We start from the raw sequence: 17,646 nt of genomic DNA on the forward strand, positions 1-17,646 counted from the left end.
GCCCGGCCCGATCAGCGGTTCACGCGGGCGGCGATCCGCTCCAGCCTGCTCTCGGTGTAGGAGGCGATCTGGTCGACGATCACCCGCACACGCGCGGTGTCGTCGGCGGCGGCGTGCCACCACGGCAGCAGCAGCGGGTCGAGTCCGTCGGGCGCGCCCGCGAGCAGACTTTCCGCGACGGCGATGATGCGGTCACGCTGGTCGGCCTGACGCAGTTTGTGGTCGGGATCGGACATCACATAGCGCAGCGCCACCGTCTTGAGTATCGCGACCTCCGCGGCGGCGATCGGCGATACCTCCAGGTCGGCGGCGTAGCGGGTGAGCGGTCCTTCGCCAGCCATGCGGCGGGTGTCGACCACCGCGGCCGTCGCGAAACGACCGACGAGTTCGCTGGTCAGCCGCTTCAACGCCACCGAATCGGCGAGCGAGCCGTCATAGGTGAACACCCGCGCGACCACCGGCAGCTCCGACAGCCGCTGCGCCGCCGCGACCAGATCATCGACCGAGAGCGACCGGTGGTGCACATGCCCCATCTCGGCGAGCGCCCGCTGCTCCACTCGGTCGGCCAGCGCGCGCAGATCGATGCGTCCGGCGATGATGCCGTCCTCGACGTCGTGCACCGAATAGGCGACGTCGTCGGACCAGTCCATGATCTGGCATTCCAGGGTCTGCCGTCGCGGCGGCGCGCCCTTGCGGACCCAGGCCAGCCGGTCGGCGTCGACATCGTAGGCGCCGAATTTGGTACCGGACCCGGTGCGCTGCCACGGGTATTTGATGGCGGCGTCGAGGGCTGCTCGTGTGAGGTTGAGTCCGGCGCTGGTTCCGTCCGGCTCGAGCACTTTGGGTTCGAGGCGGGTGAGGATGCGCAGATTCTGGGCGTTGCCCTCGAAGCCGCCGTACCGGTCGGCCCAGATGTCGAGGGCCTGCTCACCGTTGTGGCCGTAGGGCGGATGGCCGATGTCGTGGGCGAGTCCGGCCAGGTCCACGAGGTCGGGATCGCAGCCGAGCCCGTCGGCGATACCGCGCCCGATCTGGGCGACCTCGATCGAATGGGTGAGCCGGGTGCGCGGGGTGTCGCCGTCACGCGGGCCCATGACCTGGGTTTTATCGGCGAGGCGGCGCAGGGCGGCCGAATGCAGGACGCGGGCGCGGTCGCGGGAGAAATCGCTGCGATGACCGTTGCCGTCGCTGGTGAGCCCGGCGGTTTTCGGCCCTTCGAGGACGAGGCGTTCGCGGTCGGGTGCGGAATAGCCGAGGATGCTCATCTCACTGCCCCGCCGTGTAGCCGAAGTCGGCGGAGAAATGGGTGAGCTGGTACCACAGCAGTGCGAAGGTCTCCCGGAAGATGCCGTGCGCCTGCGATTCCCTGGTGTAGACGGCCGGTCCGGTGCGGGTGGGCGCGGTCCAGGCGTCGAGGCCCGCGTCACGGGCCATGGTGCGGGTGCGCAGTGAATGCCACGGGTCGCTGACCAGCACCGCCGAGGACATCTCACGCGCGCGCATGGCCGTTGCGACGGCTTCGACGCTGCGCAGGGTGTCGGATCCGGTTTCCACGGCGAGGATCCGATCCGCGGGTATGCCACGCTCCATCAGATAGTTCTTCCCCGATGCGGCCTCGGTATACAGATCCCCCTCCTGTTTTCCGCCGACGGTGATCACCCGCGGCGCGACCCCGGCCTCGAACAGGTCGTACGCCTGGTCCAGCCTGGCCTCGAACACCGAGGACGGCGTACCGGAATACTGGGCGGCGCCGAGCACCACGATCGCGTCGGCCTTGCTGTAATCGTCGATCCGCGCCACCTGCCACACCCGGAACGCGGTGCCGAACACGAGCACGATCCCCACCAGCACCACCCCGGCGACCAGCCGCCACCCCCATCGCAGCATTCCCGCTCCTACTCCCCGCGGTACGGCGGGTTCGGTGACAGTGCCCGTCCGGGTGCGCAGTGGTGCCGAATTCACTCCTCGAGTTTGCCAGCTGGGTTCGATGGTTCCATTCCGGCGAGGGTTCTCCATCGAATCGTTATTGACCCGTGGGTCACGCATCCTCGTCCCGCGGCTCCGGCGTTTTCCCGCCGCGGGCAGCTGTTTCGTTGTCGGCGGTCAATCGGAATACGGTGCGTTCGAGCATCGGCAGGATCTCGGTGATCTCGATCGAACCGATGGCGAAGGCGCCGATGAGCGCGAGCACCATATTGGTCAGGATGAGCGCGACGTCCTCGGCGTAGGCCGGATCGAGCCCGTCGAGGACGCCGACCGCCACCGGCAGGACCGCGTTGAACCCCTGTGCGTCGAGACGTTGACCGGCCGGGCCGAGGCGGGCCCGATGGTAGGCCTCGAGCATCTTCGGGCTCCGCTCCCACGGTTCGAACACCGCCCGCAGGACCGAGATGAGCCCGTCGCGGACAGTGTCCTGCGAGGTCAACGGCTTCAATTCACCGTAGGTGTGCTCGGTCATCCACTCCTCGATCGCGGAGACGATCAATTCGTCCCTGGTCGGGAAGAGCTTGTAGACCGTGGCGAGCGAGACGTGCGCGCGGCGGGCGATCAGGCGCAACTGGACCGCGTCGTAGCCCTCGGATTCCAGTACATCGAGCACGACGCCGGTGATCTGTCCGGATATCTCCGACTCTCGCCCGCTACCCATCCTCGTCACAGTAATTCGATTGCCAAGTAACTGTGTTACCAGACACGGTAACCATGTTACTCTCACTGCTCGTGAGCCGGTTCGCGCCGGGCCTCGCCACATGGGAGTCCGGCGCGCAGGGGGTTCTATGTCGTCGATCAGGGCTCGGTCCACCACCGCTGATCCCGCTCGACAGCTTCGGCACGCGGATGCGGACCGGCCATGGTTTCCGGGAGTCGCCGCGAGCATTTCGACAATGGTTCGCACGGAAAGAAACTCATGCATCGACAGCATTCCGCCCCGTCCTCGCGTGGTCGACGACCCGGACTGATCCGCCGGACGCTCGCCGTGAGCGCCATCGCCCTGCTCGGCGTCGCGGCAAGCATCTGCACCGCCACGGCCGCACCCGACTTCTACACTCCCCCAGGCGAATTGCCGTCCACACATGGTGCCGTGATCAAGACCGAACCCATGCCGCTGTTCCTGATGACCCCGGGCAGCGAGGGCTGGCCGGTGCAGGGCCAGCGGGTGATGTTCACCTCGCGCACCCAGGACGACGCCCCCGTCGCGGTAACCGGCACCTACATCGACGCCACCCAACCGTGGCGCGGTGCGGGCGAACGGCCGACGGTGGTCATCTCACCCGGCACCGTCGGTCAGGGTGATCAATGCGCACTGTCGCGGGCCTTCAGCGTCGGCATGCATGTGAGCACCGAGCCGCTCTCGCTGTCGGCGAATCAGGAGGCGCAATCGGCCGCGGCCTGGAACGCGCTCGGCGCACGCGTTTTCGTCACCGACTACATCGGGCTCGGCACGCCCGGCGTGCACACCTACGCCAATCGCATCGAACAGGCGCACGCGGTACTCGACGCCGCACGCGCCGCCCACGCTCTCGCGGGAACCGGACCGGATACGCCGCTGGTGCTCTGGGGTTATTCGCAGGGCGGTGGGGCGAGCGCGTCGGCCGCGGAAATGCAGCCCGATTACGCGCCGGAACTGAATCTGAAGGGCACCTGGGCCGGTGCGCCGACCGCCGACCTGATGGCCGTGGTCGAACAGATCGACGGCAATCTGATCGGCGCCGCCATCGGTTTCGCCATCAACGGTTTCGTCGCCCGCTATCCCGAACTGGGCAGCTTCGTCGACGACCTGGTCTCCCCCACCGGTCGCGCCCTGCTCGACAGCGTGCAGAACGAATGCATCGCCGACATCATCACCAACCACCCGTTCACCCGAACCAGCGACCTCACCGTCGACGGCCGCCCCCTGCTCGACCATCTCCGCGAACTCCCCGCCGCCGACCGCATGCTGCGCGAACAACGCACCGGCACCCTGAAACCCACCAGCCCCGTACTGATCACGCACGGCATCAACGACGACACCGTGCCCTACAGCCAGGGCCGCCGACTCGCCGAGGACTGGTGCGACAAAGGCGCAACCATCACCTTCCGCACCAACCACCTCCCCCCGATCGCCCCCGGCACCACCTTCGGCAACCACTTCGGCCCCGAGTTGATCGACGGCTTCGGACCGGACAACGCGATCAGCTACCTACTGGACCGGCTCGCGGGAAAGCCGGTGCAGGGCTGCACATTCGACTGAGTACGAGATCCCTACGCCCGCCCTGTTCGGCCGATCGGTCGCCCGGTCGGCCGAACAGAACTTCTGCCGACGAACATCGACCGGCTACCTGTGATCACACGCCGTAGAGGCAGGCCGTCATGAGCGGCAGCCGAATGACCCGGGTTTCGACACCAGCGAGTACGACGTAGACCGCAAGGACTGCGATCGAGTTCATCGGCACCGTTCGTTGGCACAGACACCCGGACCGAGCAGACCGCCCGAATCAGCATCGCCGAACTGACTGTATGGAGCATGAGGTCGCGGCGAAGTCAGGCAACACCCTAGGGGTGCTCGACTTGCGAAGGTTCGGAGAGTTATCATAAGTGTCAACTTATAGAAGGAGGTTGACATGGCATTGCTGACCGACCCGGCTGCCGTCGCCGGACTGGTGGTGCGTGAGGTGCGTAATGGGGAGCGTGGTGGGGTGCCGACGAGGATTGCGGTGGCTCGGCGGAACTATTCGACGGATCGGGAGGATCTGTGGGATGCGTTGACCAATGCGGAGCGGATTCCGCGGTGGTTCCTGCCGGTCAGTGGGGAGCTGAAGGTCGGGGGGCGGTATCGGTTGGAGGGGAACGCGAATGGGGTGGTGGAGCGGTGTGTGGCGCCGGAGTCCTTCGCGGTGACCTGGGAGATGGGGCCGCTGGTGTCGTGGGTGGAGGTCACCTTTGCGGCGACCGAGGGCGGGACGCTGCTGCAACTGGAGCATGAGGCGCCGGTCGATCCGCAGATGTGGACGCAGTACGGGCCCGGCGCGGTGGGCGTCGGGTGGGATCTGGTGATGATGGCGCTCGGCCTTCATCTGTCCAGTGGGGAGGCGGTCGATCCGGCCGAGGGGCTGGCGTTTCCGACCACTCCGGAAGGCAAGGAGTTCGTCGGTGCGGCTGCGGCCGGTTGGGCCGAGGCGGCCATCGGCTGCGGTGACGATCCGGCGGAGGCGAAGGCGGCCGCCGAGCAGACCGTGCTCTTCTACACGGTGGAGCCGGAGGACGGCGCCGAATCCTGATGAGCGCGCCTGCGGAAAAGATCTTCGAGGCGCTGGGCGACCCGGTCCGGCGGCGCATCCTCGAACTGGTGGCGACCGGTGAGCAAGCGGCCGGAACGGTCGTCGCCGCCATTCAGCAGCACACCGCGATCTCCCAGCCCGGCGTCTCCCAGCATCTCAAGGTGCTGCGCGACGCCGGGCTGGTCAGTGTTCGCGCCGAGGGCACGCGGCGGTTGTACGCGGTCGCGCCGGCTGGTGTGGACGCGGCACGATCATGGCTCGACAACCTGACCGACCCGTTGGCCCAGTTCGCACAACCGCTCGACGCACTCGCCACCGAGGTCGCACGTGGCAAGCGTGCGCGGCGCACCGGCGAGAGCGGTCAGGGGGGCGCGGTGGAAGAACGCAGTCGCCCGGCGTGAGTCCGCGCCGTGTGGACCGACATTCGCTGAACCTGTGGACCACGCCGAAACGGTCGACAACTGCCCAGCGCGGTTGAGCCGCGCATTCCACCACTCATCGACGGCAGCGCCCGTGCGCGTCACACGACCACGGCTTCCACGCGTGTCGTTGGTCGCGATCCCCACAAGCGCCGACCGCTGCCCTCGCCAGGGCTGCCGAACCATCTAGCAAACAGCAACGGTGGCCAGGCCGCTAGGACCTGGCCACCGCTACTTTTCACGATCCGTATCCCCTGACCGATCCCGATCAGGCTCCACGCATCAGGACAACCGGGTCTCGATCGCCTCGATGATGCGCGGGCGGAGTTCGGCGGCGCGGATGACGGCGTCGACCGAACCGACTTCCACGGCGCGGTGGATGTTGTGCACGCGGTCGAATTCCGCGGCCACATCGCCCAGTTTCTCCGCGCGGACCGAGGAACGGAGTTCGTCGAGTTCCGCGGTGAGGGCAGCGCGGTCGGCGCCGGACGCGTTGGCGGCGCGCGCCTCCAGATCCTTCACCCGCGGATCGGAAGCCGTGCGCGAGTTGACCTCACCGGAGAACACGACCGCGGCGGCGGGGGCACCGCCGAGCACCGAGGCGAACGAACCTTCCAGTGCGAGCACTGTCATATTCGGGTTCAGCGCCTTGGAGAACACCACGAACGCGCCACCGTGGTAGCGCGAGATCACGCAGAACACGATCGGCCCGCGGAAGTTGACGATGGCCCGGCCGATCTCGGCGCCGTACTCGAGCTGCAATTTGCGCATCGACTCCGGTGAACCGTCGAAGCCCGACAGGTTCGCCAGCACGACCAGCGGCCGGTTACCGCTCGCGGTGTTGATCGCCCGCGCGGCCTTCTTCGACGACCGCGGGAACAGCGTGCCAGCGGTGTAGGTGTCCGGACCGTCGGTGGAGGGGAAACCGCGACGCGGGATCCCGCGGGACTCGATGCCGAGCAGGCACACCGGGATTCCGCCGAGGTGCACATCCTGCACCACCGCGGTCTCCGCATCGGCCATACCGGCCCAACGTTCCAGCACCGGGTGGTCCTGGTCGGACAGTGCGCGCATCACGGTGCGGATATCGAAGGGCTTCTTGCGATCCGGGTTCGCGGTGGCGGAGAAGATCTCGCCAACGGTGGTGAAATCGCTGTCGGCCATGGTGTGCGGGAAATCGGAGACATCGCGGTCCACCGGGTCGGTGGTCTGCGACCGCCGCGGCGCCTGCTCACCGGGTGCGACGTAGGTGTGGTCGTAATGCGACATCAGCACGTCGCGGGCCGCGGTGAGGTTCGGCGCCCAGTACTGCGCCTGCCCGTTCGGGCCCATCACCCGGTCGTAGCCGCCGATACCGAAATTGTCCTCGGCCGATACGCCACCGGAGAAGTCCAGCGACTGCTTACCGGTGAGCACCATCGCCGAATCCGGCGTCATGACCAGGATGCCCTTGGTGTGCATGAGCATCGTCGCTTCGGCGTTCCAGTACGGCTGCGCACCGACGTTGATGCCGGCCACGACGATATTGATCTCGCCGCCGTCCTGGGTGAATTCGACGATGCGCTTGAGCGCGGCCGCCACCCAGTCCATGTTCTCGGTGCCCGACTTCATGGAGATCCGGGCGCCGGAGGACAGCGCGTACCACTCCAGCGGCACCTGCATCTGTTCGGCGAGATCCAGGGCGGCGATCACCCGGCGGCATTCTGGTTCCGACAGCGCGCCGAGCGATTTCGTCGGATCGCCGAGCAGCACCACCCGGGTGATGCCCTCCGGGTGCTGCGGGGTCGGCGTGGTGACCACACCGGCGACGATCGCGGCGGAGTTGTTGCCCTTGGGCCGGTCGACCGGCACCAGCGCATGATCGGCGTCGAGGTCGTATTCGGCGAACTCCCCCAGCCGACCGGTCAGCTCGTACGGGTACACGGTGTTGCGCGCCGCGGCCCGCAGCACCTTCTGCCGGTACTCGTCGAGCGGCTCGACCGCATCGTCGGTCCGTTCGCCAACGGTCACCTCGGTGCCGCCGGTGGCGTCGAAACCGATCCGCACCACGATCTTGACCAGCTCGCCGGTCGCCGGATCGGGTTGACGGGCGATGAGCAGGATCTCCTCGAGCCCGGCGCCGACGGTGGTCGGCTCCACGCGCTCGACGATGGTGTCGAGCTCGGCGCGGGTGAGATCGAGCGGCGGCCAGATGTACATGACGATCCGGTTGGTGCGCAGGCGCTTGGCCGAGGGTCGCAGCGACTGGGCGCGCCGGATGCCGTCGACGCAGGCCGCGAGCGTGCTCTCGGCCGTCGGCAGGGCCAGCAGCCTACCGTCGTGCTCACGCAATGCAGCGAGATCGCGCACCTGGGTGAACGCGATGAGCCGCTCGTCGGAGGGGTTCTCCTTCGCGACGCACTGGAACAGGTAGACCTCCTCGTCCGAGGAGGGCAGGCGGGTGAGGTCGAATTTGCGCAGCCGCTTCATCTGCATGCGCTCGGCGATGTACGGGTGCAGGCCACGGATCAGCCGCTCCTCGTCCATACCGGTCACCGAGGGTCGGAAGGTGAAGTGGTGGTGCATGACCGTGCCGTCGCTGCCCGCGACCGTCGCGGTGATGCGGTGCACCTGATTCGGCAACGGCTGCGCGCTGAGCACTTCTTGCAGCGCCGCGGCCATATCGTCGAAGTCCTCTGGCTGCTGCTCCCAGGCGAGGTAGATATCGGCCTCGATGGACGCGGCGCCGCTGGCGAGTTCGGCGAGCCCACGCAGCACGGCGTCGAGGGCGTCGAAGCTCACTGCGGCCGAGACCAGGGTCAGCCCGCGACGCTCGGCCACCACGAATGTGCAGCCGCCCGCTTCCCGGCTATGGACGTCGACGAGGTCCTTGTTGCCGTAGTAGCGGCGGGTCAGCACCTCCAGCATGACGGTGTTGTCGGCGCTGCCGCGCACCAGACGCTGGCCGAGCAGCCGCACCAGCGGCTCGGTGCTGCGCACCATCTCCGACAGCCGTTCGGCGCGGTCCGCGGCGTCCGGGTGCGCGTCGAGGTGGTTGAGGTGTTTGCGGACGTCGGCGTACACGCGAGCCCGGTTGCGCCGCAGCAGCGGCTGGCCGTACCAGGCGTACACCACACCGCGGGTGAGGTCGGCGATCACGGGGAAACGCACCTGCGTCGCCGCGACCAGCCGCTCCAGCGCCAAGCCGACGGGCTCACGCAGCGCGCGATCCGGCAGCGGCTCACGCAGCCACTCCCGCAGCAGGGTGGTGATCACCGTGACCGTGTCGGTGGGACGCTGCTGGGCGAGGAAGATGCGGAACACCGCGGCTTCCAGATCGGGAGTGCGCTCCAGCTCGGTGACACCGTAGTGTCCGAGCGCCTTGGCGAGCTTGGCCCGATACGACTCCGGCAGCCCGGCCCGTTCGACGTCGAGGCTCTGCAAATAGGTGTGGAAGTACTCGCGGGCACTGTGGACGTGACCGTGGCCGCCGTCCTCGCCCCAGGTGCGGTTGTGGCTCAGCTCGGCGAGGTCGGCGAACACCTCGATGAGTTCGAGTTCCTCGGCCAGCGGCCTGCGGTTGTCCTCGATGGCGGCCTTGCGCGCGGCGAGGTAGTCCGCCACCACCCGGCGGTCGTCGTGCGGGTCGACGTCGAAGCCGAGCAGCAGGCTGCGCAGGTCCTGCTGACCGCGCAGGATCCGCTCGTGCGGCCGGATCGCGGTGGATTCGGCGGGCAGGTCCAGCTCCACCGACTCCTCCACCGCGGCGTCGGCGGCGGCGTCGTCGTCGGCGAGCGGCTCGAGCCGCAGCAGCGGCGCACCGGCCTCCACCTGCGTGCCGACCGAGACGGCGCATTCCTTGAGGCGGGCACGGAACGGCGCGCGCAGCACCGTCTCCATCTTCATGGACTCCAGCACCAGCACCGGTGCGCCCGCTTCGACCTCGGCGCCCACCTGCAACGGGGTGGCGACGACGAGCGCGGGCGCGGGCGAACGGACGACGCCGCCTTCATCGCGGCTGACCCGATGGGTCACACCGTCGACATCGACCACGTGGACCGGCCCGTGCGTGCCGGTGACCAGCCGGTACCGGATGCCGTTGACCACGATCTGACCGGTGTGCCGGTCGAAGCGCTCGAGGTCGACGTCGGCGGTGCGGATCTCGGCTCCGGCCTCGATACCGATCCGGAACCGGTGCGCACCGATCCGGGCGACCCGCACGCGGTATCCGGCGCCGCGCAGCTTCAGGTCCAGTGGCCGTCCGCTCTCGTGCTGCACCTGCGGACGCCCACCGGACGCGGTGGACAGCAGACGATGCCGCTCGACCCGCTCTTCTTCTTCGTAGGCGTCGATGGCGGCGGCGGCGAGCGCCACGGCGGAGTGCCGCTGCGATACCAGGCGGCCCTCACCGCGCACCCGGTCGATCCAGCCGGTGTCGGCGCTGGCGTCGATCACCTCGGGCTGGTTCAGCAGGTCGAGCACGAAGCTCTTGTTGGTCGCGCCGCCCTCGATGATCACGCGGGTCTGCGCGACGGCCCGGCGCAACCGACCGAGCGCTTCCTCGCGGTCACGGCCGTAGGCGATGATCTTGGCGATCATCGAGTCGAAGTCGGCGGGAATCGTGTCGCCCTCGCTGACACCGGTGTCGACGCGGATACCGGGGCCGGCGGGCAGATCGAGCAGCGCGATGCGGCCGGGCGCGGGCGCGAAATCGCGGTCGGGGTCCTCGGCGTTGAGCCTGGCCTCGATGGCGTGGCCGCGCTCGGCGGGCGGGGTGCCTTCGAGGCGGCCGCCGGAGGCCACGTGCAGCTGTGCGCGCACCAGGTCGAAACCGGTGGTGTACTCGGTGATCGGGTGTTCGACCTGGAGGCGGGTGTTGACCTCGAGGAAGGCGAACAGCTGGTCACCGGGGTGGTAGAGGAATTCGACGGTCGCCGCACCGCGGTATCCGACGGCGATCGCGAGCCGCTCGGCCGACGCCTTGAGTTCGGCGGTCTGCTCGAGGCTCAGCACCGGTGACGCGGATTCCTCGATGACCTTCTGGTTGCGTCGCTGCACCGAGCAGTCACGCACACCGAGCGCCCACGCGGTCCCCTGACCGTCGGCGATCACCTGGACCTCGACGTGCCGGGCGCCGGTGACCAGGCGCTCGAGGAAGACGACGCCGCTGCCGAAGGCGCGCGCCGCTTCCTGGCTGGTGCGTTCGTAGGCGTCGACGAGTTCGGCTTCGTCATTGATCACCCGGATGCCGCGGCCACCGCCACCCGCGGTCGCCTTCAGCATCAGCGGGTAGCCGATCTCGGCCGCGGCAGCCGCCGCCGCCTCGACGGTCTCCACCGCACCGCGGCTCCACGGCGCCACCGGCACACCGACTTCCTCGGCGATCAGCTTGGCGCCGATCTTGTCGCCGAGCTTGCGCATGGCCTCCGGGCTCGGGCCGATGAAGGTGACGCCGATCTGTTCGCACAGTTCAGCGAACGAAGGGTCTTCGGCGACGAAGCCCCAGCCGACCCACGCCGCGTCGGCGCCGGTCGTCACGAGGGCGCTTTCCAGCGCTTTCAGATCCAGATACGGACGAGCGGACGCCGGGCCCAGGTCGTAGGCGATATCGGCCTCGCGCACGAACGTCGCATTGCGATCGACGTCGGTGTACAAGGCGACGGTTTCGATCGGGCGCGCAGTCGCCGCGGCCAGATCTCGGACTGCGTGGATGAGGCGCATGGCGGCCTCACCCCGGTTCACGATGGCAATGCGGCTGAACACTGTGCCGCTCCTTTCAAAGCAGGCTCCGCCCACCGGCGGAGGTTGCAGGTTGTCCGTCAGTCTGAACGCATGTGCCGCGATTGTGCACAGCGTGCGGAGGCTACCGGCCCGTATTTTCAGCGGAGCCGTACGCGGCGCCCGCTCCGGCGGCGATGTCCGGTCACCAGCCGCGGGCCTTCCACTCGCCCAGATGCGGCCTTTCGGCGCCGAGAGTGGTGTCGTCGCCATGGCCCGGGTAGACGACGCTGTCATCCGGGTATCGGTCGAACAGTTTGGTGGTGACGTCGGTGTAGAGGCTGTCGAAGTCGTGCGGGTTCGCGGTTTTGCCCACCCCGCCAGGGAACAGCGAGTCGCCGGTGAACAGGTGGGTGCGGCCGGAACCGTCGGTGAGCGCGAGGGCGATGGAGCCCGGTGTGTGGCCGACGAGGTGGATGATCTCGAAGGTCAGCTCGCCGATGGCGAGGGATTCACCGTCGGCGAGGGTGGCGGCCGGTGTGACGGGTAGGTGGTCGGCGTCGAGGGCGTGGGCGGTGGTCGGCGCCGTGGTGGCCGCGGCGACCTGGGCCAGGGCCTGCCAGTGGTCCGGATGCCGGTGGGTGGTGACGATGCGGCGGATCTGGCCCGGTGTCTCCTGATCGATCAGGGCGATCAGCCGGTCGGCCTCGTTGGCGGCGTCGATGAGCAGGGCGTCACCGGTGGCGGTGCACTGCACCAGATAGCTGTTGTTGTTCATGGGCCCGACCGACATTTTGATGATCCGCGCGCCGGGGACATCGCGCTGCTGCGCGGCGGACCCGGCCGAGACCTGACCGGTATAGGTGCCATCGATAGTGACCACGCACCGATGTTATCCCCGCCACGCCCCGATGTCGGCGGCAGCGACCGCGGAGGACCGCCCGCACGACGCACCGAAGTCCCGACCGACCGCCGCGGTGCCCGACCGTGGCCGATCCGCCCGTGGCGCGCGATAGATTCGACCGCATGGCGCTGCATCGGGTCGTCCGCTGGTTCGTGCTGATCGTGCTCGGGGTCGCGGTGGTCGCGGTGCCGATGGCGCGAGCGGAGCCGCCGACACGAATGGACACCTATGTGGTCGATTCGGCGAACGCACTCGACTCGACGGGCGCCGATGAGGTGCGCGGCGCGGTCGACGAGCTCTATGCCGATCATCAACTGCGGCTGTGGGTGTATTACGTCCGCGATTTCGCCGGATCGAGTCCGCAGGATTGGGCGACACAAACCGCGCAGCGCTCGGGATTCGGTGAGCGGGATCTGTTGCTCGCGGTGGCGGTCGATGACCGCGCGTACGCGTTCGAAGGCGAAACCCCCAGCGGTGTCAGCGAATCCGAACTCGACCGGATCCTCACCACGGAGGTCGAACCCGCACTGCGCGACAGTCGCTGGGCCGAGGCGGGCGTGGCGGCCGCCGACGGGATCGGCGCGGCGATGTCCGGCGGCGGGGTGAGCGTCGTTGCGGTCCTGATCATCGGGGTGCTGATCGTGTGTGCCGTCGGGGCGCTGGTGCTGTTCACGCGCAAGCGGCGGCGGGGCCGCGAACGCGCCGAGTTGGAGCGCGCCCGCACAGTCGATCCCGCCGACACCGCGACGCTGGCGCGGCTGCCGTTGCCCGTCCTGCATGCCCGCTCACGGGAGCTGCTGGTCGATATCGATAACGCGGTGCGCACCAGCGCCGAGGAGCTGGAGCTGGCGGCCGGCGAATTCGGTGATACCGCCGTCACCCCGTTCCGCACCGCGCTCGATCAGGCGAGGGCGGCGATGGGGCAGGCTTTCGCCATCCGGCAGCGGCTCGACGACGCCATCCCGGAGACTCCCGACGAGCAGCGAGCCCTGCTGATCGACCTCATCGGCACCGTCGGCCGAGCCGACCGTGAACTCGACGAGCAGGTCGCGGCGTTCGATTCCATGCGTGATCTGCTCATCAACGCCGGTGACCGGTTGGACGCGCTGACCCGTGACCTGGTCGAACTCACCGGCCGCGTGCCCGCCGCCGATGCGGAACTCGACCGCCTCGTCGCCGCGCATCCGCCGCAGGTCCTGACCTCGATCCGGGACAACACCGCGATGGCGCGTGAACGCATCGCCTTCGCCGAACACAACATCGACACCGGTCGCGAGGCCTTGCGACGGAAGGTCGGCGAACAGGGCGGCGCGGTGGCCGCGATCCGGGCCGCCGAGGGCGCGATCGGACAGGCGCGCACGCTGCTCGACGCCGTGCTCCACGCCGCGACGAATATCGAGCAGGCACGCGCCGGACTGCCCGCGGCACTGGACGAACTCCGCAACGACCTGGCCGCCGCGGACAGCCTCACCGGCTACGGCGGATCCGAACTCGCGACAGCGACGGCCAACGCGCGCACCGTCCTCGACAACGCGCAGACCGCTTCCGCCGCAGACCCTTTGGGTGCCTTCCACGACGCGGTGACTGCCGACGCCGACCTCGATCGGGCATTGGCGAGCGCCACCGACCGCAAACTCGCGGCCGAAGACCTGCGGCGTCGACTCGACCAGGCGTTGACCGACGCAGGCGCGAGGGTGCGCGCCGCCGCCGACTACATCAGCACCCGGCGCGGCGGCGTCGACGCCACCGCCCGCACCCGTCTCGCCGAAGCACAACGCCACCTCGACGGCGCGACCCAGCTGCGCGACAGCGATCCGACCACAGCCCTCTCCCACGCCCGGACCGCCGCCGAGCTGGGTGGACGAGCGCTACAGCAGGCCCAAGCCAGCGTCCAGAGCTGGGAGGCCGGGCGCGCGCCCTCGGGAGGCGCGCAGGCCTGGGCGATCCTCGGCGGCATCCTGATCGAGGGACTACAGCGCGGCGCGGCGACCGGCGCGCGGCACGGTGGTGGGTATGGCGGTGGCCGCTATCGCCCACCGTCGTTCGGCGGTTCGAACGGATCACGCCGGGTCAGCCGCGGCGGACGCTTCTGAACTCGGCGCGCGGGGAGCGCAAGGAATGCCCGGCCCCGACGCGCGTTGCTGCTGCCTGACCGCGGCGCGCGGTGAACGCAACCCACTCGACGCACGGTCTACACCAACTGCCCGCTGCCCACTTCCACCGGTGCCGCGGTCAATTCGGCATCGACGGCGCCGAGCAGGTCGTCGCTGGGGTATGGCCCGCCGAGCATCGCGACGGTCAGCCGGGCGGCGAAGGTATAGGCGAGGAAGGTGACCACGGCGGAGGGACCGAGTGAGCGACGCGGGTGCGCCGACAGGTACACGATCTCGTAGTCGGTGATGTGCACGCCGTCGGGTGTGCGCAGGTGCGGCACCACCCCGGTGTTGGTGATCGCGATATGTCCGGCCAGCGAGTGGATGCGGTGGTCGCCGAAGTAGTCCGGGAAATGCAGCACCGACTGCTGGACCGTGCCGGTCGCGAGATCCTCGTGCAGCCGGGACGAAATCCGTTGTGCCAGTTCGACGATACAGCCCGCACGGTCGATATCGGCGGCGAAGGAGGCGAGTCCGGCCATATTCGTTCCGGCGGCGGCGGGAATCGGCGGGTTCAGCCGGGCGCGCAGGTCCACCGGATAGAGACAGCCCACCGGTACGGGGACACCACCCACTCCCCCGGTGGCCGCGGCGTACGCGCGCAACAGTGCCGCGGTGAGCAGAGCATTGACGCTCACCCGGTGCGAACGGCTCAGTTCGACCACGCGTGCGGTCGCCACCGGATCCAGTTGCAGGCGCCGCGGCCGGGCCAGCACACCGTCGGCCGGTACATCGTCACCCGGCCCCGAGGTCGTCGGTGGCAGTGGTCGCGCCACGTCTTCGAAGCCCGATCGCCGGTGCCGAGCGATACCGCGTTGTTCGGCATACCATTCCAGCGACATCGGGTAGTCGAAGGTCATCATGGCATCGGGCGCGGACAGGGTCCGGCCGGTGTAGCAATCCCATAGCCGCGCGAACAATTCGATGCTGTGGCCGCCGTCGGCAACACCGTGGTGCACATACAGCGTCACCCGCGCCCGGTCACCCGATCCGAGTACGACATCCAGATAGGCGAGCTGCTCGACGGGGTCGAGCCGATGTACGGGCATCGTGAGTTCGGCCGGATCACCGTTGCGCGCCTGTACGGGCACCGGCAGAGAACTCGCAGGCCGCAGCAGGTATCCGCGGCCGTACTGGTCGATCCCGATCCGACAGATCAGCACCGGATAGGCGCGCAGCAGCATCGCGAAGGCGACGTTCAGCGCCGAAATATCGAGTCGACCGGCCACCGACACCGACCGCCCGGTATAGGTACCGTGCCGGACGAAACGTTGTTCCGACGGCGCCAGCAACCGCACGATGTCACCCTCATCCCACAGCACTCCGCAAGCGTGCGGCAACAGTGGTCCGCGCGCAAATCCACAGAGCCCGAAAACATTACGGTTCGGCATCGAAGCGGATTCGGTCGCCGGAATCGCCTGCGGCGACCTGCCCGACGCGGTCTTCCGGTCGTGGCTCGAGCAGGACTATCTGTACCTGGTCGACTACGTGCCTGTGTTCAGCAGGCTTGCCTGGCAGGCGCCCGCGGCGCGTCTCGGCGATCTGGTCGACCCCGCCCATTCGACCTATCACGAGGAACTGTCGCTGCACCGGACTCTTCCGCGAAGGCATGCGCCACGAACTCGCCTTCCGGGACGTCCCGGCTTGAGCGGGCGAGGTGCCCTTGCCCTGCGGGTAGGGCTGATCCGGTCCCTATCCACCCTGGCGCACAGCTGTATGCCGAAGGGCCGGTACCGCATGCGGTACCGGCCCTTCGCGTCGGATCAGGCGCCCAGCAGATGCTTGGCCAGATAGCCCTCGACCTGATCGAGGGCGATTCGCTCCTGCGCCATGGAATCGCGTTCGCGGATCGTGACGGCCTGGTCGTCGAGGGTGTCGAAGTCGACGGTGATGCAGAACGGGGTGCCGATCTCGTCCTGGCGCCGGTAGCGGCGGCCGATCGCGCCCGCATCGTCGAATTCGACGTTCCAGTACTTACGCAGCTGTGTCGCAAGGTCTTTCGCCTTGGGCGTCAGATCGGCATTGCGCGACAGCGGCAGCACCGCGGCCTTGACCGGCGAGAGCCTGCGGTCCAGCCGCAGCACCGTGCGGGTGTCCACGCCGCCCTTGGCGTTGGGCGCCTCGTCCTCGGCGTAGGCGTCGACCAGGAAGGCCATCAGCGAACGGGTGAGACCGGCCGCGGGCTCGATGACGTACGGGATGTAGCGCTCCTTGGTGTTCTGATCGAAGTAGACCAGATCGGTGCCGGAGTGCTCGGAATGCGTCTTCAGGTCGTAATCGGTGCGGTTGGCGATGCCCTCGAGCTCGCCCCATTCGCCGCCCTGGAAGCGGAAGCGGTACTCGATATCGGTGGTGCCCGCCGAGTAGTGCGACAGCTTTTCCTTGGGGTGCTCGAACAGGCGCAGGTTGTCCGGGTCGATGCCGAGGTCGGTGTACCAGGAGAACCGGGTGTCGATCCAGTACTTGTGCCATTCGGCGTCTTCACCCGGCTTGACGAAGAACTCCATCTCCATCTGCTCGAACTCGCGGGTGCGGAAGATGAAGTTGCCTGGAGTGATCTCGTTGCGGAAGCTCTTGCCGATCTGGGCGATACCGAACGGCGGCTTCTTACGCGCGGTGGTCATCACATTGGCGAAGTTGACGAAGATGCCCTGCGCGGTTTCCGGGCGCAGGTAGTGCAGGCCCTCTTCGTCGTCGACGGGGCCGAGGAAGGTCTTGAGCAGGCCGGAGAAGTTCTTCGGCTCGGTCCATTTGCCGGGCTGGCCGGTTTCGGGATCGTTGATATCGGCCAGGCCGTTGGCCGGGGGGTGACCGTGCTTCTCCTCGTAGGCTTCGAGCAGATGGTCGGCGCGGTAGCGCTTGTGCGTGTGCAGCGATTCGACCAGCGGGTCGGAGAAAGTCGCGACGTGGCCGGAGGCCTCCCAGACCTGACGCGGCAGGATGACCGAGGAATCGAGGCCCACGACGTCGTCGCGGCTGGTGACCATGGCGCGCCACCACTGCTTCTTGATGTTTTCTTTCAGCTCGACGCCGAGCGGACCGTAATCCCAGGCCGACTTGGTGCCTCCGTAGATCTCACCGCACGGGTACACCAGACCCCGGCGCTTGGCGAGGTTGGCAACGGTGTCCACCTTCGACTTGGGTGCCACGCGAGATTTCTCCATCCAGTACGAGTCGGAATCGGGCGGCCGGATCGGGCCTGCTCGATCTACATCCTT

The 17,646-nt window shown here is 68.3% G+C and carries 12 protein-coding genes; 5 read left to right on the forward strand and 7 right to left on the reverse strand.

The features are described from left to right. Positions 1-11: 11 nt before the first annotated feature. From QH168_RS20930 to QH168_RS20940, 3 genes are all read right to left on the reverse strand, one after another. On the reverse strand, positions 12-1,265 hold the full coding sequence (locus QH168_RS20930) for a deoxyguanosinetriphosphate triphosphohydrolase (protein WP_280236455.1): 1,254 nt from the start codon (positions 1,263-1,265) through the stop codon (positions 12-14). 1 nt (position 1,266) lies between these two features. Further along, positions 1,267-1,962, reverse strand: a complete 696-nt coding sequence (locus tag QH168_RS20935) for a YdcF family protein (RefSeq protein ID WP_432421146.1) — start codon at positions 1,960-1,962, stop codon at positions 1,267-1,269. A gap of 76 nt (positions 1,963-2,038) precedes the next feature. After that, a complete protein-coding gene (locus tag QH168_RS20940; RefSeq protein WP_280236457.1) occupies positions 2,039-2,647 on the reverse strand; it encodes a TetR family transcriptional regulator in 609 nt (202 codons plus the stop codon). 258 nt (positions 2,648-2,905) lie between these two features. Here QH168_RS20940 and QH168_RS20945 point away from each other — a divergent pair, with 258 nt between their 5' ends. The 3 genes from QH168_RS20945 (at position 2,906) to QH168_RS20955 (ending at position 5,656) form a co-directional block, all read left to right on the forward strand. Beyond that, a complete protein-coding gene (locus tag QH168_RS20945) occupies positions 2,906-4,228 on the forward strand; it encodes a lipase family protein (RefSeq protein WP_432421147.1) in 1,323 nt (440 codons plus the stop codon). A gap of 370 nt (positions 4,229-4,598) precedes the next feature. Beyond that, the gene (locus QH168_RS20950; RefSeq protein WP_280236459.1) at positions 4,599-5,255 is read left to right on the forward strand and encodes an SRPBCC family protein; all 657 of its coding nucleotides are present in this window, start codon (positions 4,599-4,601) and stop codon (positions 5,253-5,255) included. After that, positions 5,255-5,656 (forward strand): ArsR/SmtB family transcription factor, encoded by a 402-nt coding sequence (locus tag QH168_RS20955; protein ID WP_280236460.1) that lies wholly within the window; start codon positions 5,255-5,257, stop codon positions 5,654-5,656. Before QH168_RS20950 ends, QH168_RS20955 begins: the two co-directional genes overlap by 1 nt. Positions 5,657-5,956: 300 nt before the next feature. Here QH168_RS20955 and QH168_RS20960 read toward each other — a convergent pair whose 3' ends face one another. Next, positions 5,957-11,416 (reverse strand): carboxyl transferase domain-containing protein, encoded by a 5,460-nt coding sequence (locus QH168_RS20960; RefSeq protein WP_280236461.1) that lies wholly within the window; start codon positions 11,414-11,416, stop codon positions 5,957-5,959. A 160-nt stretch (positions 11,417-11,576) separates the two neighbouring features. Continuing rightward, on the reverse strand, positions 11,577-12,254 hold the full coding sequence (locus QH168_RS20965; protein WP_280236462.1) for an MBL fold metallo-hydrolase: 678 nt from the start codon (positions 12,252-12,254) through the stop codon (positions 11,577-11,579). A 143-nt stretch (positions 12,255-12,397) separates the two neighbouring features. On the opposite strand from QH168_RS20965, the gene QH168_RS20970 reads away from it, so the two are divergent. After that, positions 12,398-14,368, forward strand: coding sequence for a TPM domain-containing protein (locus QH168_RS20970; RefSeq protein WP_280236463.1), 1,971 nt, complete (start codon positions 12,398-12,400; stop codon positions 14,366-14,368). A 98-nt stretch (positions 14,369-14,466) separates the two neighbouring features. Here the strand turns inward: QH168_RS20970 and QH168_RS20975 are convergent, their stop codons facing one another. Continuing rightward, entirely contained in the window at positions 14,467-15,750 is a 1,284-nt protein-coding gene (locus tag QH168_RS20975; RefSeq protein ID WP_280236464.1) for a phthiocerol/phthiodiolone dimycocerosyl transferase family protein, read from the reverse strand. Here QH168_RS20975 and QH168_RS20980 point away from each other — a divergent pair. Then, the gene (locus QH168_RS20980; protein ID WP_280236465.1) at positions 15,728-16,222 is read left to right on the forward strand and encodes a hypothetical protein; all 495 of its coding nucleotides are present in this window, start codon (positions 15,728-15,730) and stop codon (positions 16,220-16,222) included. The genes QH168_RS20975 and QH168_RS20980 overlap by 23 nt on opposite strands. Here the strand turns inward: QH168_RS20980 and QH168_RS20985 are convergent. Beyond that, positions 16,192-17,592 (reverse strand): glycine--tRNA ligase, encoded by a 1,401-nt coding sequence (locus QH168_RS20985; protein WP_432421148.1) that lies wholly within the window; start codon positions 17,590-17,592, stop codon positions 16,192-16,194. The genes QH168_RS20980 and QH168_RS20985 overlap by 31 nt on opposite strands. Positions 17,593-17,646: the final 54 nt, after the last annotated feature.

The organism is Nocardia cyriacigeorgica (assembly GCF_029868385.1).
Lineage (GTDB): Bacteria > Actinomycetota > Actinomycetes > Mycobacteriales > Mycobacteriaceae > Nocardia > Nocardia cyriacigeorgica_F.

Bases quoted from the DNA above. Each gene is read 5' to 3' on its own strand.
- QH168_RS20930 (WP_280236455.1), bottom strand. From the start codon at position 1,265: ATGAGCATCCTCGGCTATTCCGCACCCGACCGCGAACGCCTCGTCCTC.
- QH168_RS20940 (WP_280236457.1), bottom strand. From the start codon at position 2,647: ATGGGTAGCGGGCGAGAGTCGGAGATATCCGGACAGATCACCGGCGTC.
- QH168_RS20945 (WP_432421147.1), top strand. From the start codon at position 2,906: ATGCATCGACAGCATTCCGCCCCGTCCTCGCGTGGTCGACGACCCGGA.
- QH168_RS20950 (WP_280236459.1), top strand. From the start codon at position 4,599: ATGGCATTGCTGACCGACCCGGCTGCCGTCGCCGGACTGGTGGTGCGT.
- QH168_RS20955 (WP_280236460.1), top strand. From the start codon at position 5,255: ATGAGCGCGCCTGCGGAAAAGATCTTCGAGGCGCTGGGCGACCCGGTC.
- QH168_RS20970 (WP_280236463.1), top strand. From the start codon at position 12,398: ATGGCGCTGCATCGGGTCGTCCGCTGGTTCGTGCTGATCGTGCTCGGG.
- QH168_RS20980 (WP_280236465.1), top strand. From the start codon at position 15,728: ATGTCACCCTCATCCCACAGCACTCCGCAAGCGTGCGGCAACAGTGGT.
- QH168_RS20985 (WP_432421148.1), bottom strand. From the start codon at position 17,592: ATGGAGAAATCTCGCGTGGCACCCAAGTCGAAGGTGGACACCGTTGCC.